Raw genomic sequence first — 26,180 nt, 5'->3', positions numbered from 1 at the left:
ATAGTTTTCAGGTAATTTGATGACAGACCTAAAGTTAATAAAGCTTCGATCCCTTTTTCTTCATACAAAGAGTAATTGTGTAATACGTATAGAAATAGAAGAATGTGAAGGAGGGTTAGCATGAACATGATAAAACCGGCACGCATTCAAAAAGGGGATACAGTAGGAGTCATTGCACCAGCGAGTCCGCCTGATCAAGAAAAAGTTAAACAAGCTCTTTCTTTTTTTACAGAGCTAGGTTTACATTATAAGCTTGGAAAAAACATAGAATGCCAGTATGGTTATTTAGCAGGTAGTGATGAAGAAAGAGTAGAAGATGTGCATAGTATGTTTTTAGATCCAAGTGTAAAAGCCATCTTTTCAGCACGTGGAGGATATGGGACGCCGCGTATTGCTACTCAAATCGATTATGAAATCGTAAAAAATAACCCCAAAATTTTTTGGGGATACAGTGACCTTACTTTTTTGCATAACGCATTTATTCAAAAAGCAGGACTTGTCACCTTTCATGGTCCGATGCTAAGTTCAGATTTAGGTGGTGATTCAATCGATCCTTTAACCAAATCACGATTCATGCAATTGTTTGATTCACAGTCATTTGTATATGATGAAACAATCTCGCCACTTGTAACGGAAATTCCAGGTGAAGCAAGTGGACTGTTAATCGGTGGAAACCTATCACTGTTAGTTAGTACGCTTGGGACGGAATTTGAAATAGATACAAAAGATAAACTGTTATTCATCGAAGATATTCACGAAGAGCCTCGTTCGGTAGACAGAATGTTGAACCAGTTGTACATGTGCGGTAAATTATCTGATGCAACTGGAATATTAGTAGGTAACTTTAAAGAATGTGAGCCATCACACTCCCTCTCGCTTACTTTGGCTGAAGTTTTACAGCATTACATGAAACTTGCTAATAAACCAGCGGTATCAGGTTTTCAGATTGGTCATTGTACCCCACATGTGGCCATTCCACTAGGAACGTTTTCAAAACTCGATGCCAGTAATCGTAAAGTAATTATTGAAAGTGGTGTTAAATGATAGGAGTGAAGCTAGAGGGTAAAAAGTTAGTGTTGAACAACCGAGACAAACTTTATGAAACAAGCTGTGATAATGGAAGTATAAGATGTAAAGATGGACGTCAAAAAAGGTTGTTTAAGGAGAAGGCGTAGAGAGCATTGAATCTCCTGGGTGTTTAAATACAACTGACAAATTCCGAGTACATTTTCCAGGAAATAAAAAAGATTTTGTTATCAAAAGTACATGAAAGCAGTTGATACACTAAGTATGATGGATGTGATGCGTTTTTACCCCGTATTAACGGGTAGTAATACCCCGCTGATTAAAATTTTACATTATAATTTAAGGTAAGTAATGAATGGAAGAGGGTGTCTCAAGGGGCATCTTTTTCTTTTGTATGACATTCCTTTGTTTTGAAGAAAACTGAAACTTATTCTTGCTTCCTTCGTAAAAGAATTATTCAGAATAAATTATCCGCCTATGACTGATTACCTACTACAAATTTTAGATTGAGTAAAAAATTTCAAAATGTAGCGATTAAAGCAATGAAAGGACTGTCATTTAATGAAAACTTCTTTTTCAACTAATATAAGGGGGCGGATAAACAAAATCAGAAACCTTATTCTGATCGCTACTATACTAGGTGCCATTTATATAGCGTTTTTACACAACAATATTCATCAAGCCATTCAAAAAGAAGCTTCCAATCATGCTGATTATTTAATCGTGTTAGGTGCTCAAGTAAGAGGCACTGTCCCATCGCTTGCTCTACAATATCGAATAAATACGGCGGCAGACTATTTAACTAAAAACAAGTCGACGATTGCCATTGTGTCAGGTGGTCAAGGGAATGGTGAAGATATTAGCGAAGCGGAAGCGATGAAGCAGGGATTGGTTAAATGTGGAATTGATGAATCGCGAATCATTATGGAGGATCGTTCGACAAGTACCTATGAAAATATAAAATATTCAAAACTCCTTATACCCAAAGGGGCTGTGCGAGGGTTTATAGTCACAAATGATTTTCATGTTTACAGGGCTGAGAAAATTGCAGCTAGTCAAGGGTTAAAGTTACAAGGAATTTCAGCAGAGACACCAAAAGTTGTTCTAGTAAAATCTTATATACGTGAATATATGGCGATTACGAAATTTTACGGTACAGAGTTGCTGCGAGTTACTCATTTTTGGGAGAATTAATTTGCTCAACATTGATTCAAAAAAGAGGGTTCTCAACCAAAGGGGATTATTACCCTTTGGTTTTAGAAACCCTCCTATTCATTAAAACGCCCAATCCCCATTACGGAAGACAGGTTCGCTTGTTCCATCTGGTTTGATGCCGTCGATGTTCATTTTGTCAGAGCCAATCATGAAGTCAACGTGGGTAAGGCTGTGGTTCAAGCCTTTCTCAGCAAGTTCTTCTTGAGACATTTGCTTGCCACCTTCGATACAAAAAGCATAGGAGCTTCCGATCGCTAAATGGTTAGATGCATTTTCATCGAATAAAGTGTTGAAGAAAAGAACATTTGATTGTGAAATCGGTGAATTGAAAGGAACAAGAGCGACTTCTCCGAGATAATGCGAACCTTCGTCTGTTTCTATTAATTTTTTTAAGATTTCTTCTCCTTGTTCCGCTCTTACTTCTACGATTCGCCCTTCTTTGAAGGTAACGCTGAAGTTGTCGATGATATTGCCGCCATAGCTTAGTGGTTTCGTACTTGCGACCGTTCCATTGACTCCAGTTTTAAGCGGGACCGTAAATACTTCTTCGGTTGGCATATTTGCCATGAATTCGTGCCCTTTTTCGTTGATGCTGCCTGCACCTACCCAAAGGTGAGTTTTGGGAAGTTCAATCGTAAGATCAGTACCAGGAGCTGTGTAATGTAGTTTTTCGTAGCGTTTTTCGTTCAAATAATCAACTTTTTCATGAAGAGTTTCATCGTGATTTTTCCAAGCTTCGATTGGGTTTTCTATATCAGTACGAGTGGCCTTGAAAATCGCCTCCCATAGTTTATGTATCCGGTTATCCTTTGCTTCTTCAGGAAATACTTTATCTGCCCAAGCTTGTGAAGGTACAGCGACAATAGACCAGCTTACTTTATCAGATTGCATATATTGCCGCCATTTTTGTAAAGCGGTTGCTGAAGCTTTTTGAGCATTAGCAATTCGCTCAGGGTCAATTCCTTTTAACAGATCAGGACTAGAAGAAATGACTGAAAGGTATGCTGCTCCATTTTCAGCAAGTTCGATCGTTTCTTGCGCGCGCCAATGAGGATATTCCGTAAACACCTTATCTGGTGCTAGTTCATATTTTGTACGGTTAACAGAATCATCATGCCAGTTTACGATGACGTTGTATGCTCCTGCTTCATAGGCTTTTTTTACAATAAGGCGAACAAGCTCAGCGCCTTCTAATGTTGTATTCACAACAAGTGTTTGATTAGGCTGGACATTGACACCAACTTTAACAGCCAGCTCAGCGTAGTTTTCTAACTTTAATTGAAAGTCATTCATTATTAACATACACTCCTTAAGTACAGATATTATAAACAAAATCTTCCTTTATCCCGGATTAACAGCCTGTAAATCCCCGATTGGTTCAACTAACCATTAGTGGGGGATGGAAAAACCCACCACTGATGGAAGTTTCACTTTATATTGTATCGATAGTTTATAAAAAAAGAAACTTTTTGCAATATAATCCTACTGAAAATTGGATGAAGTACGAAAAAACCTGCTCCATCTATGGAACAGGTTTTTTGTATAGGAAGGTTATTCCTACTTCGTTACTTATCGTACACCTTTCATTTGTCGTTGAATGACAGGTGAGATGAGGAATAAAATAATTCCTAGTACAATGGCAATACCACCGATAACTCCGAAATAAAGAATTTCCGTTTTCTCTGTATATAATTTAACGACTTGAGCGTTAATGGCCTGAGCTGAAGCATTTGTTAGGAACCAGAGGCTCATCGTTTGAGCAGAGAAAGCTTGCGGTGCTAATTTAGTAGTTGCTGACATTCCGACAGGTGATAAGCATAATTCTCCAAGTACGACTAGGAAAAAGCTTAGAACGAGCCATAGTGGATTTGCAAGACTTTCTGTACCATTTAAGTAAGCTGGGAAAATCATGACAATAAAGGATAAGCCGGAGAAAAACAACCCTAGTGAAAACTTCTTCGGTGTTGAAGGCTGACGGTCTCCTAAACGAATCCAAAACCAAGCGAATACAGGCGCCAAGAAAACAATGAATAATGGATTCAATGATTGAAACCAAGACGATTGTAGTTTGATTCCTGCAAATTCCAGTTGTGTTCGATCGTTTGCGTATGTGGCTAATATATTTGAACCTTGTTCTTGAATAGCCCAAAACATCATTGCAGCAATAAATAATGGGATATAGGCAAGTAATCGGGAACGTTCATCTGAGTTCGTTTTCGGGCTACGGTACATGAAAATGAAAAACGCAGCTGGAATAAGGATCCCTAATATACTAACGATGAAAATAAAGCGTTCAATAGTTAGGTACCCAGTATTAATACCAATTGCTCCAAGTATGACGATAATCACTACGCCAAGCCCAATTGAACCGAATACTTTGAATCGATCTTCTTTTGCCAGTGGATTCGGAACATGTTGCCCTGCAAGACCAAGATTTTTCTTCCTTGTCAGGAGATATACGATAAGTCCAATAAACATCCCAACCGCAGCAATTGCGAAACCGAGGTGGAAATTATATGTTTGTCCAATTGTTCCGACAATTAATGGTGCAAGAAAACCACCGAGGTTAATCCCCATGTAATAAATGCTAAAACCTGAATCTCGGCGTATATCATTATCGCTGTATAAATCTCCAACAACACTAGAAACATTCGGTTTTAGAAGACCTGTCCCAATAATGATAAAAGCCATAGACACAAATAAAGCTGTAGCACTGCCAGGGAATGACAAGATAATATGGCCGATCATGATTAAAATACCACCATAAAAAACCGTTCGGGCAGTCCCTAATAGGCGATCGGCAATCCATCCTCCGATAATACCAGACATGTACACTAATGAACCATAGATGGCCATAATGGAGTTTGCTGTAGTACGATCAAGGCCAAGTCCACCTTGAGTTACTTCATAGTACATGTAGAAAATTAGGATGGCTCTCATGCCATAGTAAGAAAATCGTTCCCAAAACTCTGTGAAAAAGAGAGTGAATAACCCTCTAGGATGTCCGAAGAAACCGGTTTGAGGAACACTCCGGATTATCTCATCCTTGTCTTTACTATTCATTATAAACTCCCCCCAATTTGGGTTTACTGCATGCTTACATATTGAAAACAATTTAAAGTAGCATCTAATTGCTACTAAATGGAGCGTTTCTAACATACAGCTATATATTAATTTTGACTAAAAATAGTCTACGTATTAATATACACTTTTTTTAAAAAAATTAAACACTTTCGACAATATTCCTATATTAAAATAATATTATGAATATTTTGTTGTGAAAAAATGATAGCGTTATAGTGTGCGTAATAACAATGATTTTATGAGATAAAAGGGAAAATAAAAAATCAGATATTTGGGGGAAATAATAAAAAGTTTTTTTGTAGTGAGGGGATATAATTATTTTAATATTATTTTAAAAAAGAATGAGGTACATAGATTAAAACACTCGATAAAGAAGAGTTAGAAATCTTTATCGAGTGCCGAATGGGAATTCAAGCAGTAAGAGCCAGATAAGTTTTACTTATCGAGATTAATCCATACGCTCTTTACTTCTGTATAATTATTTAAAGCATAGGATCCCATTTCACGGCCCATGCCAGATTGTTTGTATCCGCCAAATGGAGAAGCAGCATCAAATGCGTTATAACAATTGACCCATACGGTTCCAGCGCGCAATTTACTTGCTACATAATGAGCGTTCGCGATATCGCGAGTCCAAAGCCCTGCTGCTAATCCGTACTCACTAGCATTAGCCCGGTTAATCACATCATCCAAATCTTCATAAGGCATGGCTGCAATTACTGGACCGAAGATTTCCTCTTTGGCAATGGACATGTCATCTTGAACGGAAGCGAAGATGGTAGGGGATACAAAATATCCACCATCTTGCGGTTTATTACCGCCAACAAGAACTTCTGCACCTTCATTTACTCCTTTTTCAATATATCCAAGAACACGATCTTGTTGAGCTTGTGAAACGAGAGGGCCGATTTGTGTAGTTGGATCCAGTCCTTTTCCTTGTTTAATGTTTTTAGCATGTGAAACCATGTCACTAACGACATTATCATAATGCTTCTTTTGAATAAATACTCTTGACCCAGCACAGCAAACTTGGCCTTGATTAAACATGACTCCATTAAGTGCGCCTGGGATTGCTTTTTGGAAATCGGCATCTGGAAGGATAATATTCGGTGATTTTCCTCCGAGTTCTAGTGTCACGCGTTTTAATGAATAAGAAGCAGACCTCATGATAGATTTGCCAACTGCTGTTGATCCAGTAAATGCGATTTTATCAACGAGAGGATGGTCAACTAGTGCTTGTCCAGCAGTTTCACCGAATCCAGGTAATATATTAATTACACCATTGGGGAACCCAGCTTCATCGATTAATTCTGCTAAATAAATGGCTGATAGTGGTGTTTGTTCGGCGGGCTTTAATATGATTGTACATCCAGTAGCTAGGGCTGCACCTAATTTCCACATAGCCATAAGTAGAGGGAAATTCCACGGGATAATTTGCCCAACGACACCGACTGCTTCGTGGCGGGTGTAGTTAAAATAATTTCCGTCAACTGGTATAGTTTGACCAACGATCTTCGTTGACCAACCAGCATAATAGCGCATATGTTCAATAGCGAGTGGGACGTCTGCGTGGGTTGTTTCATTTATAGGTTTCCCGTTATCTAATGTTTCTAATTGTGCTAATTCGAGTTTATTTTCTTCCATTAAATCGGCTAACTTGTACATAAGCCTACTTCTGTTAGCTGCGCTCATACGTGACCAAGGTCCATTATCAAATGCATTGCGAGCTGCATGAACAGCTAGGTTAATATCCTCTTTGTCTGCCTCGTATACATCGGCCAATTTCTCTCCAGTAGCAGGGTTTGGAGTCGAAAATGTTTTTTTGGATATACTTTCAACAAACTCCCCATTAATATAAAGTTTTTTAGGTCTTTGCAAGAATTTTTGCAATTTTTCACTGATTTCTAGCGTAAGATTTGACATGAATACCCTCCTTGAATGATTGTTTGGTATTTTGCAAATCATGATGTAAGAAAAACGTAAATTTTGAAAGAAACTTCAAAAACCCGTCAATCTTATTGTACTGTAAATTATTGGGATATAAAATAGAAAAATTGCGACAAAACTTTGTAAAAATACCAAATAAATATCTCATGAGCGGAAGAATAATGCGGAAATGTATGACTACTTGCAGGTTTTTGTTAGAATTTTGATAAAAATATCTGGGAAGTGAAAATAGACATAAAAAAAACAGCTGTTGTATATACGAACAGCTGATGCTATACTAAAAAAGTCTATTGTATAAAAAGTGTTAATGGATATAAATATCCTCATTTAATCATACGTGATATATAGCAGTTTGTCAATAGCTATTTTGAGGTTCAAAGTTTTTAGGTTGAAAAAGCAAGGTTACTATGAACAATGCTCTGCATTACGTTGTTAAGGTATACGATTTTTTTAGAGTGGGGGATGTTTTATGACGAATTGGGAAAATGAAAGAGAATGTGAGCAAAAGCGGATAGAGGTTGTGATTGATAAAGTAACTAAAATGGAACATCAATTAAAACAATCCGCAGGTGAAGCAACTTCAGATATTGTATCAATTCGCAAACGTTTTTGGGAAGATGTAACAGTTAATGTGGAAAATGAAGATGAAACAATTGAAACTGTTGCGAGTATCAATCAGCAAACAGAATTGCTTTCTGAAAGAGAGCGGAGACAAAAACATTCAATGAAGCAAATTGCTGTGTTAAATCGCCTTCGAACATCTCCGTATTTTGCTAGAATTGACTTTCATGAAAAAGACATGAAAGAAAGCGAGCAAATATATATCGGAATCGGCACTTTTTATGATGAAGAGCGTGAAGAGTTTCTGATTTATGATTGGCGTGCTCCAATCTCTAGTGTATATTATGATTTTTCACCTGGTCCTGCCACATATACGGCACCTAGTGAAAAGGTAAGTGGAGAGTTACTCCTAAAACGTCAATTCATCATACGTAATGGTGTTTTAGAGGGAATGTTTGATACGGGTGAAGCAATCCGGGATGATTTACTTCAGGAAGTACTCGGAAAGCAAGCGAACACTCAAATGAAAAGCATTGTCGCGACTATTCAAAGAGAACAAAATATTATTATTCGTAATGAAAAGAGTCGCCTCTTACTTGTCCAAGGAGCAGCCGGGAGTGGAAAAACTTCTGCAGCCATGCAAAGGATTGCTTATTTATTGTACAGATATCGTGAGAAGATGAGTGCTGAGAATATTTTATTGTTTTCACCAAACCCTCTTTTCAATAGTTACGTAGCGAATGTTTTGCCTGAGCTTGGTGAAGATAATATGCAGCAGACGACCTTTCAACAATATTTGCTTGCAATGCTCGGTGGAAATTTTGAAATTGAAGATGTATTCGACCAACTCGAATTCGTGCTGAATAATAAGGGAAGTCTGAAATATACAACTAGAATGAATAGCATCCAATATAAATCGTCACTCAATTATTTACAAGGCATGAATGAATATTTGGAAACGTTGAAGAGCGAAGGATTAGTATTTAAACATATTAAAGTTCGTGGAAAGCTCCTTGTGTCAGCGATGGAAATTTCCAAGTACTTTTATGAACTAGGTAGTGAAAAATCGATCCCTAATCGTTTACAGATAGTTTCTGGCTGGTTATTGAAAAAAATCAAAAAGTTTGAAAAGTTAGAGAGGAAAGAAGCATGGGTCGAAGAAGAAATCCAATATTTAGAAAAAGAAGACTATCTGAGAAGCTATCGGATTGCAAATAAACAACAAGATGAGCGAGATTCTTTTGATGAGGTGGAACAAGAGCAAAGAATTCTTAGTGAATATGTCGTAAAAAAGCGATTTAAACCATTGTACAGGAAAATAAAGTCACTCGATTTTCTTGATGTTCGCTCCATTTACAAAAAAATGTTAGAAACAGAATGGCCGGTTACCGACTGGAAGGAAATTCGAAGTTTAACCATACATGAACTTAGTAATGGTAGATTGTTATACGAAGACGCGACACCTTTTTTATATATGAAAAAACAATTAGAAGGCTTTGCGACCAATTCACAAATTCGATTTCTATTTATTGATGAGGCCCAAGATTATTCACCATTTCAGTTTGCCTTTTTAAAGAATTTATTTCCAAAAAGTAAACTGACTATTTTAGGTGACTTTAACCAAACGATCTATGCGCACGGAAACAATGAAGGTTTGGACATTTTAACTTATTTGTTCGAGAAAAATGAAACAGAAAAGGTAATTTTGAATAGAAGCTATCGTTCAACGAAGGAAATTGTTGAATTTACAAAAAGTCTACTTTTAGATGGGAGTCAAATAGAACCGTTTAACCGTCAAGGAAAAAAACCTGTACTCGTATATTGTGAAAATCAGGAGCATCATACATCAGAGGTTTTGAAAAAAACAAAGGAATTTATAGAATCTGGGCATAAAACGATTGCGATTATTTGTAAAACACAAGCAGAAACGAATCTTGCATATGAAGAATTGAAGGGGAAAATGGAACTTAAGAGAATAGGGGTTGGAAAAACTACATTTACTGATGGAGTGATGATCATCCCTTCATATTTGGCAAAAGGAATAGAATTTGACGCTGTCATTATCTACAATGCCTCAGAGGATCAGTATGGTCTGGAAAGTGAACGAAAACTGCTATACACCTCTTGTACACGCGCTATGCATGAATTATGTATTTGTTTTACCGGTGAGATGAGTCCATTTATCCCGCATTAACGGAAAGTCAAGACTTCCACTTCAAAAGGCTTAGAGGAATCTAAGAAGCATAGGTGGGGGTTAACTGCCTAATCTAGTTGCGGCTCCTAGCCCCTCGAGGTCATAATCTGTAATACTCTGTGGCAAACTAAGCCACGCCGTATTCCATCTTATGCTTGTCGGGGCTGGGCAGTCGCCTCGCTTTTTGACGTAAAAGCCCGATTGGTGAGATACAGTGAAACTTACCGAGAGTTGCGCAGAGGTTTAGTTTGCGCCCACAGGATGTGGGTCACTTAGACGAATACATGAGGATGCTGCGTACTTAGTCTGAGTTCGTTGAACCTTAGTTCGTACTGTCGATTGGTCAAAGCGAAAGCGAAGATCTTAGCGACAGTAGAACGGGACTAACAATCAAGCCCCCACTGATTGAAGTTTCAGCTTATTAATCGGCTTCAAGGGAGCTTTATGAGTAAGCAAATTAACGCTATGGTCGATCTCTTTATGGTAAAATAACGAAGTATTTATAGTGAAATTATCGTTTGTTCAGGAGGACTGTCATGGAAGGGAAAACAAAAACAATTTCTAATCGCAGGTTGCTTGGCGTAGCTGGACTCGGTTGGATGTTTGATGCGATGGACGTTGGTATGCTGTCATTTATTTTGGTGGCATTACAAGCAGAATGGCATTTGACGAGTCAACAAGTGGGCTGGATTGGAAGTATTAATTCGATAGGTATGGTATTTGGTGCCTTACTTTTCGGAATAATGGCTGATCGTATTGGAAGAAAGCAAGTGTTTATCATTACCCTACTATTATTTTCTATTGGCAGTGGCGTATCAGCACTTGTTACATCATTGGCTTTATTTTTAGTACTGCGCTTTTTTATTGGGATGGGGCTGGGCGGAGAGCTTCCAGTTGCTTCAACGCTAGTTTCAGAAAGCGTACCTGCTGAAAAAAGAGGGAAAGTGGTTGTTTTACTCGAAAGCTTTTGGGCGTTGGGCTGGCTTATTGCTGCTTTAATCTCCTATTTTGTTATTCCTGAATACGGATGGAGAATCGCGTTGATTTTAAGTGCACTTCCCGCGTTTTATGCCCTATATTTACGCTTGCATCTACCGGATTCTCCAAAGTATGTTGCCCTTGAGAAGAAGAGGAAGCCAACGATTAAGGAAAATATCAAGAGTGTGTGGGCAAGAGAACATAGGCAACAAACTCTTGTAGTATGGATTCTATGGTTTTGTGTTGTGTTTTCTTATTACGGAATGTTTTTATGGCTTCCGAGTGTTATGGTAATGAAAGGATTTAGTTTGATCAAAAGTTTTGAGTATGTGCTAATTATGACCTTAGCTCAGCTACCTGGGTATTTTACCGCAGCATGGTTAATTGAACGACTGGGCAGAAAATTCGTTCTTGTCACGTATTTAACTGGAACAGCCGTAAGTGCCTATTTCTTCGGAGCTGCAGAGGGACTACCGATGCTCATCACGTCGGGGATGCTATTATCATTCTTTAATTTAGGAGCATGGGGTGCGCTTTATGCGTATACTCCTGAACAGTATCCGACAACGATTCGAGGAACTGGAGCGGGGATGGCTGCTGCTGTTGGGAGAGTTGGTGGAGTTTTAGGGCCGCTTCTAATCGGATATTTTGTTGCAGCGGGAACTTCACTAAATGTTGTTTTTACTATTTTTACAATTGCAATCTTGTTGGGAGCATTTGTTGTGTTAGTTTGGGGGAAAGAAACAAAAAACACTGTTTTACAGGATGAATAAGACCTCTATTGACTTAAATTGGAATACATCGTATAATGGCATTAACATAAATAATTTATAATTCTTATCCAGAGAGGTGGAGGGACTTGGCCCTGCGATACCTCGGCAACAGACTCACATGAGCACTGTGCCACATCCAACAAGCGAAGGCTTGGAAGATAAGAAGAGTCTAATGATCGTGCAATTAAGCCTCTTCTTGTTTAAGAAGAGGCTTTTCGTATTTCTGGTTGTAATCTAACTGTATTAAAAGGCTATATTTCTCACGAACTGGTCGTATGATCGTTTTAATTTACTAAAATAATGTTTGAAGTGCTTGTAGGGATGGTATATAAAGTTGTTGAAGAAATTTTATATTAAATAAGCTTGTTAAATAATCATTTATTAAAATAAAGGCAATGTTAAAGCTCATTGTTGATTTGGGGCACGAGCGATAGGCGTGAGACTCCTGCTTAGAAAAGCTAGTCAAAGGGGAGAACCCACAGGCGCACAGCGTAGAGGAGGCTCCCGGACCGCCCGCAAATGCTGCCGCCTTATGTTCCAATCAACAGGCAAGTTTAACAGAGCCAAAATAAAAAATAGTGAAGTAAAGTAAGAGGTGTACGGAATGTCAGAAATTATGAAGATGATTGAAAATAAAAAAGCGTTATTAATCGAACTATTATTATCCCACGGAGTGTATAAAACGTCCGATCAAAAACATTTATATGATGTATCCTTAAATATTTTAGAAAAAGAATTTGCACAAATACAAAATAAAGAGCATTCTTCTATTAAAAATATTGTCACTTAGCAGAGGATGCCAAATTAAATATATCGATTAGCTAATTTTATTAAAGAGGATGTCCAAAAAGAGTCTGATCCAGCACACACTACATCGTTTAATGTGTTACAATACACGTCATTTAAACTGTAAGTAGTAGTTGTGGGAACTGATCTTATATATTGGACATCCTCTTTGTTTTGTCCGTTTAGATTGATTCCTTACTTTACAAATGTATAAAATGTGACAATTTTGCGAATTCTATAATAATGAAGTGGAACTTTTATTGTAAAATATTGCTTTTATTTGAAGATAACTCTAAAATTATTTTAAAATAAGTCAAAAAGGTGATGGAGTGTGAGGTAGTGATGGAATCTTTCCTTCAATTATCCATTGAAATTGAAAAAAAGCGTGAAGAAATGATTAAGCTAGCAAAGGGTTTTGGACTTTCAAATAAGCAAACAATTAGAGCGAGTCAAGAGCTTGACACATTAATAAATATCTTCAACATTACTCCGTTCAAGGATGTACAATATGGTAAAGATTACTAGAAGATGTATCGAAATAGTCATATATAAGAGGATGTTTGGAAAGGTGAGATCTCGTACTAACACATAAAGTATAATGTGACCAGTGACGAGCTTCCGATTTGACATCCTTTTGTTATCCCGGATTAACGGATGAAAGCCCCCCACTGATTGAAGTTTTACTTAAACCTATTTTCGTGTATCACTCTTTTTCCTAAAATGATTAAATCTCGTTCGATGCCGTCTAGCAAGGCGATTTTTTGCAGATTACCCCACCTTTCGAAACCGAATTTCTCAAACAATTTAATGCTTGGTACATTGTGACCGAATACGAAACCGAGTATTGTAGCAATGTTTAAAGAGGGACATAAATCAATGGCTTTCTGGATAGCAAGTCCACCAAGACCTTTCCCGCGAAACGAATCATCCAAATAGATACTTATTTCAGCAGTTTTGTTATATGCAGGTCTTCCATAAAACGATTGGAAGCTTAGCCAACCGGCAGTCTGATCATCTAACGTTATTACAAATAATGGTCTTTTATCAGGAATGTGATCATGAAACCAAGCTAGTCTTGATTCAACGGATACCGGCGAAGTGTCAGCTGTTACCATTCTCGAAGCTATGGTTGAATTGTAAATTTCCACTATTCTTGGCAAGTCCTCTAATGAAGCGAGTCGAAATTGTAATGAATGATCCATGTGCAATACCCCTTCTTGGTGAATGAAAATATTTTTTGAATGAAGGACATGGGGCAGGGCTTTGTGACTTATTACTAAAGCCGATCTTTGACTTTAGGATATACAGATTTTATTTTAGAAGATACCTTAAAATCCGACTCCGCACCGCCACCATTGTCATTAGCTGGTTGTAGCGTGCTACATGATTAATCCTTCATGGTAAATGGTGGCGTTTTAACGCCATACAAGTTTGTAAGCATATCATACATGAAATATAAAATGATTGGTAGCGTGATATTTCTTTTTTAAAAGAGATTATGCTATTTACTAGAAGGTCTAAGAAAAATTACGTCCCTATGTATTGTTCACCAGAAAATTAAAACTTCAGTTACTACGGGTATTTTCGATATATGTAAAGTAAAATAAGAGATGGGCAGTGAGCTTGTTTATCTTGTTTGATTTAGACCGATTATGGTCGTTTAGCTAAAAATTAAACCTTTTGGGAAATGGTTACTGCTCGTAAAAAGAGATTGAATTGGACAGGGGAGTTTGAATAATGGAAGAACAGAAATATTGCAGAGATTCACTTGTGGTAAAAACAAGTTTAGTATTACCACCGGATACGAACAATAATGGAACGATGTTTGGTGGAAAATTAATGGCCTACATAGATGATGTAGCGGCTATTTCTGCAATGCGTCATTCAAGAAGATCTGTCGTTACGGCATCAACGGATTCTGTCGACTTTCTCCATCCAATCCATGAAGGAAATGCTGTCTGTTTAGAGGCATTTGTCACTTATACAGGCAGAACTTCGATGGAAGTAGTTGTCAAGGTAATTGCAGAGGATTTGCTTTCTGGTAGTCGGAATTTATGCGTAATTTCATTTTTGACATTCGTTGCTCTAGATGAAAATGAAAAACCAACATTTGTGCCTAGTATAATTCCGCAGTCTGAGATGGAGAAAAAACTATATGAATCAGCTGTGGTGAGAGCAGAAGCGAGAAAAAAGCGAAGAGAAGATACAAAAGCAATTGCCGATATTTTTGGGACTCACCGACTTTAAAAAACAGAGCGACCTTAAAAAAGGTCGTTTTTGTTTTGGACAATAAAGTTTGGGTTTCATGAAACTATCTTTCGACTACATAGACCATCTTTAATAAAGAACTAGAAATGAGTTTCCTGTGTGTTGATTATTAATATGTACATGAAAGAAGTAGGGAAGTGAAGTTTTAATTTACTAGAGAATTGTTGAGAGAATGTTCTATATTAAAGCCGTTTACATAAAGATAAGAATAGGAATTTATTTATCGCCTTTAATAAAATAGTCGTACTTTAAGAATGTGAGATCCTTAACTCGGCGTCTAAGTATAAATTTTGTTCATCTCATTCAGTTCGTAATAAAAGTATAAATAAGCAGCTCGTGTATTTATCGTCAAAAAAAGATCTATTAATAAATAGTTCATATTCATTTTGCTAATAGACAATAAAGGAGAATCAAATTCGATGGAGAAACCAATCCTGCAAATCGAGAATCTAACCACTTCGTTTAAAATAAAAGAAAAGTATTATCCAGCAGTCGATCATGTTTCTTTTTCAGTATTTGAAAATGAAATCGTAGCAGTTGTTGGCGAATCAGGATGTGGAAAGAGTGCATTAGCTCTATCGATTATGAGATTGCATAATCACCAACGGACGAAGATCGAAGGAGAAATCAAGTATAAAGAAAGAGATCTGGTTGATTTTTCTGAAAGGCAAATGAATCAAGTACGGGGAAAAGAGATAGGGATCATCTTCCAGGAACCTTTAACTGCTTTGAATCCATTAATGACGGTTGGAGATCAAATTGAAGAAAACTTGACTTTTCATACAAAGCTATCGAAAGAAAAAAGAAGACTAAGAACGATAGAATTATTAACACAAGTAGGAATACCGTATCCTACACGTACTTATGATCAATTTCCGCATGAATTATCAGGTGGAATGAGGCAAAGGGTTATGATATCTATTGCTATTGCTTGTAATCCATCTCTAGTAATAGCAGATGAGCCTACTACTGCGTTAGATGTAACGATACAAGTTCAAATCTTGGAATTGCTCAAATCCATTCAGAAAGATACGAAAATGGGTATTATCTTGATTACTCATGATTTGAGTGTGGTTGCAGAGGTAGCAGATAGAATTATTGTTATGTATGCTGGACAAGTTGTTGAGATTGGAACAGTCAAACAAATATTTGCTAATCCATTACATCCATACACTAGGTCGTTATTAAAATCCATTCCCTCACAAGTAACAAATAAAAAACGGTTACATGTGATAGATGGAATGGTTCCGTCCATTGTAAATATGAACCGAGAAAGATGCAGGTTTAGTCCCCGGATCCCATGGATATCTCGTAATGCTCATGAGGAATCTCCAGATTTACATGAAGTCGCTCCCGAGCATTTAGTACGTTGCACATGCTACAAACATTTTTATTTTAAAGGATCGTAAAGGGGGAAGATAGCATATGGTCTTACTTAAAATAGATGATTTAAAAGTCCACTACCCAATCCGTGGTGGTGTTTTTAAAACAATCTCTGATTACATAAGGGCGGTTGATGGTGTTAGTTTTGAACTGAAAGAGGGTGAAACATACGGTCTTGTTGGAGAATCTGGTAGTGGAAAATCAACGATTGGAAAAGCGATTTTGAAACTAATCAATATGACTTCAGGACGGATAGTCTTTAATGGACAGGATCTTTCGAAATTTTCCTTTGGTCAAATGAAACCATTTCGACAAGATATTCAAATGATTTTTCAAGATCCATATTCATCACTTAACCCGAGAAAAAGGGTTGCTGATATCATTGCTGAACCTCTGCGGAATTATCAATGTTTGACTGTAGGTGAAGAAAAGAAATGTGTTCAGAATTATTTGGATAAAGTAGGGTTAAATCCAGATTCTATGTATAAATACCCGCATGAATTTTCTGGGGGCCAACGTCAAAGAATCGGCATCGCAAGAGCTCTTACTCTAAAACCTAAATTAATAATTGCTGACGAACCAGTTTCTGCTTTAGATGTTTCTGTACAAGCCCAAGTGTTAAACTTCCTCCAAGATTTGCAAAAAGAGTTTAAATTAACGTATTTATTTATAGGCCATGACTTAGGTGTCATTCGACATATGTGTGACAAAATAGGAGTTATGTATCGTGGTCGTTTAGTGGAAGAAGGAATTAGTGAGGAGATTTACGAAAATCCTCAGCATATTTATACAAAACGACTGATTGCTGCTATTCCAGAATTAAATCCTGAACGACGCGCGCAAAAAACAGAATTAAGAAAAAAAATTGCGAAAGAGTATGAGCAGTTATATCCTGAATATTTCGATGAGCATGGAAGAGCTTACGACTTAAAATCAATCTCAAACACTCATAGAGTCGCAATGCCGTAGGAGGTAAGAGGGATGTGGAAGTTTATTCTAAGGCGTTTTCTTGTGATGATTCCTCAGTTATTTCTTCTAAGTGTAATTGTTTTTGCGTTGGCGAAACAAATGCCAGGGGATGCTCTAACAGGAGTTTCTATGGATCCAAGAATAAGTCCGGAGCGGCTTTACGAATTAAGGGAAAAAGCGGGGTTGAATGATCCTTGGTATGAGCAATATAGAAGGTGGATTTCTGGCATTGCACAAGGTGACTTTGGTAAATCATACACTCATAAAATACCAGTTTCAGAAGTCATTGCAGAAAGAATTTGGAACACTGTATTTTTAGCATTAATAACGCTTATCCTAACCTATTTGCTCGCTATTCCGATGGGGATTGCAAGCGGTCGCTTCAACGACACATGGATTGATAAAGTAGTGACTGGCTATAATTATTTAGGATTTGCGACACCCATTTTTATCTTTGCTCTTATTATGTTATTCGTTTTTGGGTTTTCACTTGGTTGGTTTCCAACTGGAGGTAGTGTGGACTCAAAAGTTGATGCTGGGACATTTGCCTATTATTTAAGTAAACTCCATCATGTCATTCTTCCAGCTTTAAGTACAGCTCTTATCGCAACAGTAGGCACTGTTCAGTATTTGAGAAATGAAATTATCGATAACAAGTATAAGGATTATGCACGTACTGCAAGATCTAAAGGAATTCCCGAAACACAAATTTATACGCGGCACATTTTCAGAAACTCCTTATTACCAATTGCAGCCTTTTTAGGATATGAAATTACTGGATTAGTCGGTGGCACGGTCATTATCGAAACGATTTTTAGTTATCCAGGAGTTGGCCAATTATTTGTAAGTTCTATTGGATTAAGGGATTTTAGTGTTGTAACAGCGATTGTCATGATGCTTGGATTTGCAACTTTGCTAGGTACTCTTCTCTCAGACATCATATTAAGTGTGGTTGATCCTCGTATACGAATTGAATAGAGAGGGGGAAGTTGTTAGAGATGAAGGCAGATGCAGTAAAAAATGTTCAACTGGCAGATAGGAGTCCATCGGGAATTAAGATTATCTGGCAGGAAATAAAGAAAGATAGACTTGCATTAGGATCTTTCTACTTTCTTCTCATTTTTTTAGCAAGTGTCTATATAGCATCCTTTATGATAGATCAAAAAGCGATTGCCCGAGTGGATATATTCTCCATCTATCTCATGCCTTCTGATGCACATTTGTTAGGGACTGATTATGCTGGACGAGATATATTAGGACAGCTAATTTTTGGCACCAGCAACTCGTTCACAATAAGTTTGTGCATTACAATTTTAACAGCATTAATGGGTCTATGTGCAGGACTAATAGCTGGTTATTTTGGGGGAATTGTCGATAACGTAATTATGCGTGTGATCGACTTTATCATGTCGCTACCTTCAACGATGATGATCATTGTATTTGTTACTGTTGTACCGAAGTTTACTGTCACGAACTTTATCTTTATTATGTCGATCTTTTTATGGACAGGGAAAGCAAGGCTGATTCGATCGAAAACTTTAGCTGAGCGGGAATTGGAGTATGTACAAGCTTCTCAAACATTAGGAACTCCACATTGGAAAATCATTCTATATCATATATTACCTAATATAAGTTCTGTTATTATTGTAAACTTCACTTTGAATTTAGCAGGCAATATAGGGCTTGAAACTGCATTGACTTTCTTAGGCTTTGGTTTACCTGAAAGTACACCAAGTCTAGGGACTTTAATTAGTTATGCAAGAAACCCTGATGTCCTTGAGAATAAATGGTGGATTTGGTTACCAGCTGCAGCGATCATTTTAGTACTTATGTTAAGTATAAATTTTATTGGACATGCATTAAAACGTTCGGCTGATGCAAGACAAAGAAGAGGATGAAATGAGGAAAATGATTGAAATAAAATACCATCAAAGGATGACGTATTTAAAGAGAATTCTCTAACACGCCATCCATATCTATCAGCTAAAAAGTATTGAGTAGTAATGATTTACTAATAACATTAGACTAATTTTGATTGTAAATAATGATAAAGTAATGTTGCTGTATGGTTCAATGAAGAAATATGGGTTCTTTCAAATGCGTGTGATGCATCTATGCCAGGCCCTACTAATCCATGAGCAATATCAAAGCCAGCACGAACTGCCGCTGATGCATCTGAACCGTAATAAGGGTAAATATCGACCCGATAATCTACATGATTATTCTTTGCCAGATCAATTAGATGCTGGCGAAGCTTGTAGTGATAAGGTCCTGAAGAATCCTTAGCACATATAGAAACGCTGTACTCATCTGTTGTTTGACCATCGCCAATTGCACCCATATCAACAGCAATATATTCAACCGTTTCAGGTGTGATATTGGAATTTCCACCATATCCAATCTCTTCATTATTTGAAATGAGGAAATGGGTAGTATAGGGGAGTGTAATATTTTCTTTTTGAATAATATCAATCAAATGCAACAGAATGCCAACACTTGCTTTATCATCTAAGTGTCTAGATTTCAAAAATCCGCTTTCTGTTTCTTCTACTCGTGGTTCAAATGATATGAAATCACCAACTGAGATTCCAAGTGCTTCTGTTTCTGCCTTTGTTTTGACCACTTCATCAATTCGGACCTCGATTGTCGTTTCATCTCGCTTTGCATCGCCGGCGTTTTTGTACACATGAACCGATGTTTGATTGATTAAGATTGTACCTGTAATAACTTTTCCATCTGCTGTGTGGATTTTACAGTATTCTCCTTCAACAGAGTTCCAGCGAAAACCACCAATCATACTTAAGCTCAGACGCCCACTGCCCTTGATTTCTTTTACCATTGCTCCAAGTGTATCTACATGCGCAGTTAATAGACGATGTTTACGGTTATCTGCTCCTTTGATTGTTGCTATTAAAGCCCCTTTGTTTGAAATGGTATAGGGAATGTTCCTTGTTTTCATGAACTTTTCAACATATAAAATTGCTGCTTCTGTATAACCAGATGGACTTGGAATTGATACAAGATCCGTTATGTATTGAACCATTTCTTGATTATTTATTAATTTGACCATTAGAAATAACTCCTTTCTTTGCGTTACTCTATTATAACGTTTTTCTACTCGTTCAATAGAAAAAGTGATACGATTATTCAACGTAATTTTGCTAAGTTCAGAAAGTTAACCTGGGAGGCGGGGACTGGTACTTTGTTATTGGACATCCTTATGTCATCATTTTATCCCACTTTTAACCGCCAGCAAGACCAAACCTCAAATAACAATGTAATATGAAGATAGTGGCAGTTAACTTCCAGTAAAAGCTAGATTGGTGAGATAAAGTGAAACTTACCTTTGTGGTTCTCAAAGGTTTAGTTGAACCAATCGGGTTCGTAGTGTCGCTTTACCGAAGCGGAGTGAAGGTATTAGCGACAGTAGAACGGGACTAACAATCAGTGGGGGAAGAAAAGCCCCCTACTGATTAAAGATTCTCATTATCTTACTGCATCCTCGGCAGTTACAGCGACTTTAGACCAATCAGTAAATTTGTAGTCAAAATCTTTAATTCGTAGATTTGCAACTGCAAGATTATAACGGAATAAAGTAGGAATCATTGGTACTTCATCATGAACGAGTTGTTGCCATTCATCATACACTTCTTTACGGTATTTTTTATCGAATGCTTTAGGAGAAAGTCCTTTTGCGAGTAAATCTTGACTCGTTTGATTCACCCAACGGGTATAGTTATAATCTGAGTTTTTATCCCAGATTCCAGATGGATCTGGATCAGAACCTGCTTGCCAAGCTGCTTGAAAAATGTCGATTTTAGGATCGTCTAATGCTACCATGTCGTAAAAAGAGTTGAACTCTTGAAGGCGTCCATCAACGAGTTGAACGTCCAACCCAATATCACCCCATTGTTGAATGTAATACTGTGCAAGTAGTTCTGAATTCGCATCTCCATTCATAGAAGCAAAATAAATTGTAAATTTCTTTCCTTTTAAATCTTCACGTATACCATCGCCATCTGTATCGATATAACCTGCATCATCCAATAGTCGTTTAGACTTCTGCTGATTAAAAGAATATCCTTTAATCTTGGAGTTATGATAGTGAGAAATCGCTGGTATTACTGTGTTTGCTGGGAAACGAAGCCCCTTATAAATTTTTTCACCGACAGCTTTATTATCAATCGCATAGGCAAGCGCTTGACGAAGGTTTATGTTAGCCATTTTTGGATTGTCCATTTTCGTGGTCTTAGATATGGGGTCAAAATGCCCTAGTTTAAAGCCGATATATGAATAGGCAAATCCAACATATCCTAGTGTTTCGATGTTCTGCAAATTTTTAGCTTGGTCATATTGATCCGCTGAAATTTCAACGATGTCTAATTCGCCTGTTTCAATAGCTTTCACCGCTAAATCAGGGTTAATCACTTTAAGTGAAATACTGCCTAGTTGAGGTTTACCTTGCCAATACTCGTCATTTGAAACAAATTCAACTGCTTCACCAGGAATAATTTTTTTTACTTGAAACGGCCCAAAACCTATTGGAGTTTTTCGGATTTTATCAGAAGATTCTAAGTCACCAATGGCTACATCTTTCAAATATTCTTTATGCATCGGATAGGTCCAAACGCCACCTGTTAGTATGGATGGATTAGCTTCTTTAAATGTAATGGATATTTTTTTGCCATCAACTTTTATGCCAGAAATGTAATCTACTTTTCCCTTATGGTATTCTTCCATACCTTTTACCATTTGCATTTGTTTATCATATCTAACACCTGTATAGTCTGGATTACCAATTACAAGGAATGCATATTCTAAATCCGAACCCGTTACAGGTGCTCCGTCGTGCCACTTTACATGATCTTTAATCGTTAATGTTATGGTTTTATTATCATCAGACATTTCATATGTTGCAGCTCCTTCATTATTAAACGTATAGTTCTCATCGGATTGTAATAAACTTTCATCAAAGAATTGCAAAATTAATGAATCTGGATTACCCGTATATAATAGATGGCTTAGAATACCTGTAAAAGGAGTATCAGAAGACAATCCGTAATTTAAGTGTCCATTTTTGATAGCGGGTTTAGAATTAGTTGTAACTGTCGTGAATAAGTTTGTTGTATTTGCATTTGTATTATTTAGTATTCCATGCTTTTTGCCATCAACTATAGTATGATTTGTGTTAAAAGCTGTTAATGATAGAACAGAAACTATTAGCATACATAGACCTTTATAACTCATCCTTCCTTCTTTTTTTCTTTTTGAATTTTTTGTTACTTCTTTTCTTTCAGGCAAAGCAGTAACCTCCTATAGGTAATTTTCATTCATGACAAATACCCCATTTTTGTATCCTTTTTACACGTATTCTTCCTCATTAATAAAGTTCCAATCCCATAGATTTATTTGAATTTTGTATCTACATGCATATTTTTTAAAATGGAAAATCATAATAAATAGGTATGATTTTTTCAAAAGAAGTACATGATGTGTATTTGGAAAACAAATTATTCTATAAAGGTGATCAAAATCCATGAGTGTTGGTGAGTTATTAATAATTGGTGGAGCTGAAAAAAAATGTCCACAAGGAGACGTGTTACATCTGTTTGTCGATTTGGCTAAAGGAAGATCAGGAGCAATCGGAATTATCCCAACTGCAAGTGAGATTCCAGAAGAGGTGTGTGAAGATTATATTCGTACCTTTCATCAATTAGGTGTAAAAGATATTGATATATTGTCGATTACAAATAGGGCAGAAGCTGATTCTCCCCAAATTCGGACGCGAATAGAGTCACTGGCGGCTGTATTTATTACAGGCGGCGATCAAAGTCGACTGGCATCCATCATTAGAGGTACAGTTCTTCATGATGCGTTAATGGAAACTTGGAGAGATGGGCTGATTCTAGGAGGGACGAGCGCTGGTGCATCCATTATGGCACATCAAATGATCGTTGCTGCGGATACAAAACTTGACGATGATAAATTGAAGGTTAAGCTCGGAGCGGGCTTTGGATTCCTCGACAAAATCATCATTGACCAGCATTTTTCTCAAAGAGGTAGATTTGATCGCTTGTTGAGTGCCATTGCTGAAAATAAAGATATTATAGGGATTGGGATAGATGAAAATACAGCTATTTTAGTGAAGAACGATCAATTTAAAGTGTACGGGGAGCATCAAGTATTAGTTATTGATGGCAGAAACAGTGATTTTATAGAAATTATTGCTTCAGAAAATGGAAGTGAGGAATTAACGATTTCCAACTTTATACTTCATACACTTACTAAAGGATATAACTTTGATTTAGTAAACAGACAACTCATAAAAAAGGGGAAGAAGAAATGAAGGTTAATCGAGTCAGATATTTAAAGGGGCCAAATTACTTTTCATATTCGCCTACCTTGCTTATAGAGTTGGATATCGAAGAATTGGAATATCAACCTTCAGATATCATTCCAGGCTTCAACGAAGCGTTAATGGAATCCATTCCTTCACTTCTTTCACATACCTGTTCACCAGGTTACACTGGTGGTTTCTTTGATCGTCTCAAACGAGGCACTTGGATGGGGCATATTCTGGAACATATAGCTATTGAGCTTCAAAATTTAGCAGGAATTGATGTGAAACGCGGAAAAACCATTGCAGGAGAAAAACCAGGCATCTATTATGTGTCGTATAGTTATAAAGAAGAAAAATCAGGTCTTTGTGCATTTAATTCTGCAGTAAAAATCGTAGAAAGCATCCTCTCAAATTCAAAACCTGTAAAAATTGAATCGTATGTAACTGAAATTGCTGAACTATACTATTCAAACAAATTAGGACCAAGTACTGATGCAATTTATCAAGCGGCACTATTGAAAAATATTCCTGTTCAGCATATAGGGGACGATAGTTTATTGAGACTTGGGACAGGTTCGAAGCAAAAATTCGTACAAGCAACGATTACGAGTCAAACATCAAATTTGGCTGTTGAACACTCTTGTGATAAGCAAATGACGAAGGATATTTTAACAAATTGCGGTTTGCCAGTGCCAGATGGAATGGTTGCCACGACGATTGAGGAAATTTTCCAGAATGCTGAATTAATTGGTTATCCACTTGTGCTTAAACCACTAAAAGGGAGACAAGGACAAGGGGTGATGACGAATATAAAGAATCGGGAACAATTGTTTAATGTTGTCAACTGTCTTGAAGCACATGAAGAATCATATATTATTGAGCGTTATTACCAAGGAAGCGATTATCGGCTTCTTGTAGTGAATGGTCAACTTGTGGCGGCGAGCATGAGAATTCCCCCGTATATAATAGGAAATGGCAATAATACAATTCACGAGCTCATTGAATTGGAGAATCGGAACCCACTTAGAGGCGACGATCATGAAAAACCAATGACAAAAATCCCATTTGATCATTCTGTTACATGTTATTTAGAAAAAATGAATTTGTCGTTGCAATCGATTCCTGAAAAAGGTGACGTTATTCAAGTAGTTGGGAATGCAAATTTGTCAACTGGTGGAAAAGCAATTGATGTAACAGATCAAGTTCACGAAACGATTAAAGACATGGCGGTGTTAGCAGCTAAAGCAATTAATCTAGATATCGCAGGGATAGATTTGATTTGTCCAGATATTTCGAAACCTTTAAATCGAGAAGAAGTAGCTATTATTGAGGTCAATGCAGCACCTGGAATTAGAATGCATCATTATCCGAGTGAAGGGAAAAAGCGAGATGTTGGGGCAGCTATTGTGAACTACCTTTTTAAAGAAAGAACGGAAGCGGCTATCCCGATTATTGCAATAACCGGTACGAATGGTAAAACGACAACTGCAAGACTTGTGTCTCATTTTTTGTCTGATGAAGAAAAAATAGTGGGGATGGCTAATTCTGATGGTGTTTACATTGGCGGACAATGTATCGATGAAGGTGATTGTAGCGGACCGATAAGTGCGAGAAAAGTGTTAGCCAACCCCAATGTTGATTATGCGGTTCTTGAAACCGCGCGGGGCGGTATTTTACGCGAGGGCCTTGCCTATAGGCATTGTGATGTTGGTATCATAACTAATGTGGCCGAAGATCATTTAGGTAGTGATGGCATCGTTACGTTTGAACAGTTGATAAAGCTAAAACAACTAATTGCTGAAGTGGTACATGAGACTGGATATTGTATCCTAAATGCGGAAGATTCTAATGTAGCTAATATGAGTGCATATAGTAAGGGAGAAATTATTTATACATCACTTACTGAGCACAATCGTTTTGTAAAAAAAGCGCTGCAAGAAGGAGCGGCAGTTTGGTATGTAAATGATTCTGGCTGGATTATATACGCGTATGGGGGAAAAAAAGAGCGCTTTCTATTAGGGAGTGATATACCAATTACAATTAATGGTACGGCAAAACATAACCTATCAAATTTACTACAAGCATTAGCTGCTGCTCATACCCAAGGCATCTTAATGGATCAATTACGAGAAAGAGCGTTACATTTTTATCCTAATAGTGAACTTTCGAAGGGCAGATTTAATATACGAGAACTAAATGGCAGAAAAATAATTATTGATTACGCACATAATGTTAGCGGCCTTGCTGCAATGTTTGAGACCGTAAAAAGCTTTGCTAAACGGAGAGTTGTGTCTGTAATTGCTGGCCCTGGTGACCGAAAAGATGATGATCTAAAAAAAATGGCAGTGTTACTAAGTAAGCATTCAGATATTCTATTATTGAAAGAGGATGATGATCTTCGAGGAAGAGAACCGTTGGAAGTTCCTAAAATTATGAAAGAAACTGCGATCACTAAAAATATGAGTAAGCAAAATGTACTTATCGTTCCGAAAGAACCTGAGGCGTACCGTACAGCGTGGGAACTATCGAAGCCTGGTGATCTCTTGTTGTTTTTTTATACAGACTTTAATTATGTAACGGAGTTCTTTTCAAAAATTGCCAAACCGACTCTTAACTAAAATAATGATGAGGATGTCCCATAAGGAAAAGGTCAGAC

The 26,180-nt window shown here is 37.2% G+C and carries 19 protein-coding genes and 1 riboswitch; of the genes, 13 read left to right on the top strand and 6 right to left on the bottom strand.

Translation table 11 applies throughout. The annotated features are described in order from the left end of the window. The first annotated feature begins 120 nt into the window (after nucleotides 1-120). Nucleotides 121-1,044, top strand: coding sequence for a S66 peptidase family protein (locus tag HNP81_RS01835; RefSeq protein ID WP_182501362.1), 924 nt, complete (start codon nucleotides 121-123; stop codon nucleotides 1,042-1,044). Between the two features lie 543 nt (nucleotides 1,045-1,587). Further along, entirely contained in the window at nucleotides 1,588-2,220 is a 633-nt protein-coding gene (locus HNP81_RS01830) for a YdcF family protein (RefSeq protein WP_182501361.1), read from the top strand. Nucleotides 2,221-2,301: 81 nt separating this feature from the next. Here HNP81_RS01830 and HNP81_RS01825 read toward each other — a convergent pair whose 3' ends face one another. The 3 genes from HNP81_RS01825 to HNP81_RS01815 form a co-directional block, all read right to left on the bottom strand. Beyond that, the gene (locus HNP81_RS01825) at nucleotides 2,302-3,534 is read right to left on the bottom strand and encodes an aminopeptidase (protein WP_182501360.1); all 1,233 of its coding nucleotides are present in this window, start codon (nucleotides 3,532-3,534) and stop codon (nucleotides 2,302-2,304) included. Between the two features lie 276 nt (nucleotides 3,535-3,810). Beyond that, nucleotides 3,811-5,304, bottom strand: coding sequence for a peptide MFS transporter (locus HNP81_RS01820; protein ID WP_028393066.1), 1,494 nt, complete (start codon nucleotides 5,302-5,304; stop codon nucleotides 3,811-3,813). A gap of 456 nt (nucleotides 5,305-5,760) precedes the next feature. Beyond that, a complete protein-coding gene (locus HNP81_RS01815; protein ID WP_182501359.1) occupies nucleotides 5,761-7,248 on the bottom strand; it encodes an aldehyde dehydrogenase family protein in 1,488 nt (495 codons plus the stop codon). A 493-nt stretch (nucleotides 7,249-7,741) separates the two neighbouring features. Between HNP81_RS01815 and helD the strand changes: the two genes are divergently transcribed. The 4 genes from helD to HNP81_RS01795 all read left to right on the top strand — a co-directional run bounded on the left by helD (nucleotide 7,742) and on the right by HNP81_RS01795 (nucleotide 13,089). Continuing rightward, nucleotides 7,742-10,027, top strand: coding sequence for an RNA polymerase recycling motor HelD (gene helD / locus HNP81_RS01810; protein ID WP_182501358.1), 2,286 nt, complete (start codon nucleotides 7,742-7,744; stop codon nucleotides 10,025-10,027). Nucleotides 10,028-10,563: 536 nt separating this feature from the next. Next, the gene (locus HNP81_RS01805; protein ID WP_034302078.1) at nucleotides 10,564-11,778 is read left to right on the top strand and encodes a niacin permease NiaP; all 1,215 of its coding nucleotides are present in this window, start codon (nucleotides 10,564-10,566) and stop codon (nucleotides 11,776-11,778) included. Between the two features lie 61 nt (nucleotides 11,779-11,839). Next, nucleotides 11,840-11,943: riboswitch (SAM riboswitch) on the top strand. A gap of 439 nt (nucleotides 11,944-12,382) precedes the next feature. Further along, a complete protein-coding gene (fbpA, locus tag HNP81_RS01800; RefSeq protein WP_028393062.1) occupies nucleotides 12,383-12,568 on the top strand; it encodes a Fur-regulated basic protein FbpA in 186 nt (61 codons plus the stop codon). Between the two features lie 338 nt (nucleotides 12,569-12,906). After that, on the top strand, nucleotides 12,907-13,089 hold the full coding sequence (locus tag HNP81_RS01795) for an aspartyl-phosphate phosphatase Spo0E family protein (protein WP_034302075.1): 183 nt from the start codon (nucleotides 12,907-12,909) through the stop codon (nucleotides 13,087-13,089). Between the two features lie 155 nt (nucleotides 13,090-13,244). On the opposite strand, the gene HNP81_RS01790 is transcribed toward HNP81_RS01795, so the two are convergent. Further along, on the bottom strand, nucleotides 13,245-13,766 hold the full coding sequence (locus tag HNP81_RS01790) for a GNAT family N-acetyltransferase (RefSeq protein ID WP_182501357.1): 522 nt from the start codon (nucleotides 13,764-13,766) through the stop codon (nucleotides 13,245-13,247). A 535-nt stretch (nucleotides 13,767-14,301) separates the two neighbouring features. On the opposite strand from HNP81_RS01790, the gene HNP81_RS01785 reads away from it, so the two are divergent. The 5 genes from HNP81_RS01785 (at nucleotide 14,302) to HNP81_RS01765 (ending at nucleotide 19,082) form a co-directional block, all read left to right on the top strand. Next, a complete protein-coding gene (locus HNP81_RS01785; RefSeq protein ID WP_182501356.1) occupies nucleotides 14,302-14,811 on the top strand; it encodes an acyl-CoA thioesterase in 510 nt (169 codons plus the stop codon). A 440-nt stretch (nucleotides 14,812-15,251) separates the two neighbouring features. Then, nucleotides 15,252-16,241, top strand: a complete 990-nt coding sequence (locus tag HNP81_RS01780; RefSeq protein ID WP_182501355.1) for an ABC transporter ATP-binding protein — start codon at nucleotides 15,252-15,254, stop codon at nucleotides 16,239-16,241. Between the two features lie 16 nt (nucleotides 16,242-16,257). Continuing rightward, nucleotides 16,258-17,184 carry an ABC transporter ATP-binding protein gene (locus HNP81_RS01775; protein WP_182501354.1) on the top strand — a complete coding sequence of 309 codons (927 nt, stop codon included), beginning with the start codon at nucleotides 16,258-16,260 and terminating at the stop codon, nucleotides 17,182-17,184. A gap of 12 nt (nucleotides 17,185-17,196) precedes the next feature. Further along, complete coding sequence (gene opp4B / locus HNP81_RS01770; protein ID WP_182501353.1) at nucleotides 17,197-18,162, top strand: oligopeptide ABC transporter permease; 966 nt, start codon at nucleotides 17,197-17,199, stop codon at nucleotides 18,160-18,162. Between the two features lie 20 nt (nucleotides 18,163-18,182). Further along, complete coding sequence (locus HNP81_RS01765; protein WP_182501543.1) at nucleotides 18,183-19,082, top strand: ABC transporter permease; 900 nt, start codon at nucleotides 18,183-18,185, stop codon at nucleotides 19,080-19,082. Nucleotides 19,083-19,204: 122 nt separating this feature from the next. Here HNP81_RS01765 and HNP81_RS01760 read toward each other — a convergent pair whose 3' ends face one another. Further along, nucleotides 19,205-20,254, bottom strand: coding sequence for a M42 family metallopeptidase (locus HNP81_RS01760; protein WP_182501352.1), 1,050 nt, complete (start codon nucleotides 20,252-20,254; stop codon nucleotides 19,205-19,207). A 416-nt stretch (nucleotides 20,255-20,670) separates the two neighbouring features. After that, nucleotides 20,671-22,431 carry an oligopeptide ABC transporter substrate-binding protein gene (opp4A, locus tag HNP81_RS01755; RefSeq protein ID WP_182501542.1) on the bottom strand — a complete coding sequence of 587 codons (1,761 nt, stop codon included), beginning with the start codon at nucleotides 22,429-22,431 and terminating at the stop codon, nucleotides 20,671-20,673. A 289-nt stretch (nucleotides 22,432-22,720) separates the two neighbouring features. Here opp4A and HNP81_RS01750 point away from each other — a divergent pair, with 289 nt between their 5' ends. Then, nucleotides 22,721-23,530: a cyanophycinase gene (locus tag HNP81_RS01750; protein WP_028393053.1), complete on the top strand. Its 810-nt coding sequence runs from the start codon at nucleotides 22,721-22,723 to the stop codon at nucleotides 23,528-23,530. Beyond that, the gene (gene cphA / locus HNP81_RS01745; RefSeq protein ID WP_182501351.1) at nucleotides 23,527-26,142 is read left to right on the top strand and encodes a cyanophycin synthetase; all 2,616 of its coding nucleotides are present in this window, start codon (nucleotides 23,527-23,529) and stop codon (nucleotides 26,140-26,142) included. Before HNP81_RS01750 ends, cphA begins: the two co-directional genes overlap by 4 nt. The last annotated feature ends 38 nt before the right edge of the window (nucleotides 26,143-26,180 follow it).

The organism is Peribacillus huizhouensis (assembly GCF_014138605.1).
Lineage (GTDB): Bacteria > Bacillota > Bacilli > Bacillales > DSM-1321 > Peribacillus > Peribacillus huizhouensis.
Note: the sequence above shows the minus strand (reverse complement) of the source record. Positions and strands in the feature narration are given on the sequence as shown.

Coding starts and splice junctions, on each gene's coding strand:
- HNP81_RS01835 (WP_182501362.1), top strand. CDS start 121: ATGAACATGATAAAACCGGCACGCATTCAAAAAGGGGATACAGTAGGA.
- HNP81_RS01830 (WP_182501361.1), top strand. CDS start 1,588: ATGAAAACTTCTTTTTCAACTAATATAAGGGGGCGGATAAACAAAATC.
- HNP81_RS01825 (WP_182501360.1), bottom strand. CDS start 3,534: ATGAATGACTTTCAATTAAAGTTAGAAAACTACGCTGAGCTGGCTGTT.
- HNP81_RS01820 (WP_028393066.1), bottom strand. CDS start 5,304: ATGAATAGTAAAGACAAGGATGAGATAATCCGGAGTGTTCCTCAAACC.
- HNP81_RS01815 (WP_182501359.1), bottom strand. CDS start 7,248: ATGTCAAATCTTACGCTAGAAATCAGTGAAAAATTGCAAAAATTCTTG.
- helD (WP_182501358.1), top strand. CDS start 7,742: ATGACGAATTGGGAAAATGAAAGAGAATGTGAGCAAAAGCGGATAGAG.
- HNP81_RS01805 (WP_034302078.1), top strand. CDS start 10,564: ATGGAAGGGAAAACAAAAACAATTTCTAATCGCAGGTTGCTTGGCGTA.
- fbpA (WP_028393062.1), top strand. CDS start 12,383: ATGTCAGAAATTATGAAGATGATTGAAAATAAAAAAGCGTTATTAATC.
- HNP81_RS01795 (WP_034302075.1), top strand. CDS start 12,907: ATGGAATCTTTCCTTCAATTATCCATTGAAATTGAAAAAAAGCGTGAA.
- HNP81_RS01790 (WP_182501357.1), bottom strand. CDS start 13,766: ATGGATCATTCATTACAATTTCGACTCGCTTCATTAGAGGACTTGCCA.
- HNP81_RS01785 (WP_182501356.1), top strand. CDS start 14,302: ATGGAAGAACAGAAATATTGCAGAGATTCACTTGTGGTAAAAACAAGT.
- HNP81_RS01780 (WP_182501355.1), top strand. CDS start 15,252: ATGGAGAAACCAATCCTGCAAATCGAGAATCTAACCACTTCGTTTAAA.
- HNP81_RS01775 (WP_182501354.1), top strand. CDS start 16,258: ATGGTCTTACTTAAAATAGATGATTTAAAAGTCCACTACCCAATCCGT.
- opp4B (WP_182501353.1), top strand. CDS start 17,197: ATGTGGAAGTTTATTCTAAGGCGTTTTCTTGTGATGATTCCTCAGTTA.
- HNP81_RS01765 (WP_182501543.1), top strand. CDS start 18,183: ATGAAGGCAGATGCAGTAAAAAATGTTCAACTGGCAGATAGGAGTCCA.
- HNP81_RS01760 (WP_182501352.1), bottom strand. CDS start 20,254: ATGGTCAAATTAATAAATAATCAAGAAATGGTTCAATACATAACGGAT.
- opp4A (WP_182501542.1), bottom strand. CDS start 22,431: ATGAGTTATAAAGGTCTATGTATGCTAATAGTTTCTGTTCTATCATTA.
- HNP81_RS01750 (WP_028393053.1), top strand. CDS start 22,721: ATGAGTGTTGGTGAGTTATTAATAATTGGTGGAGCTGAAAAAAAATGT.
- cphA (WP_182501351.1), top strand. CDS start 23,527: ATGAAGGTTAATCGAGTCAGATATTTAAAGGGGCCAAATTACTTTTCA.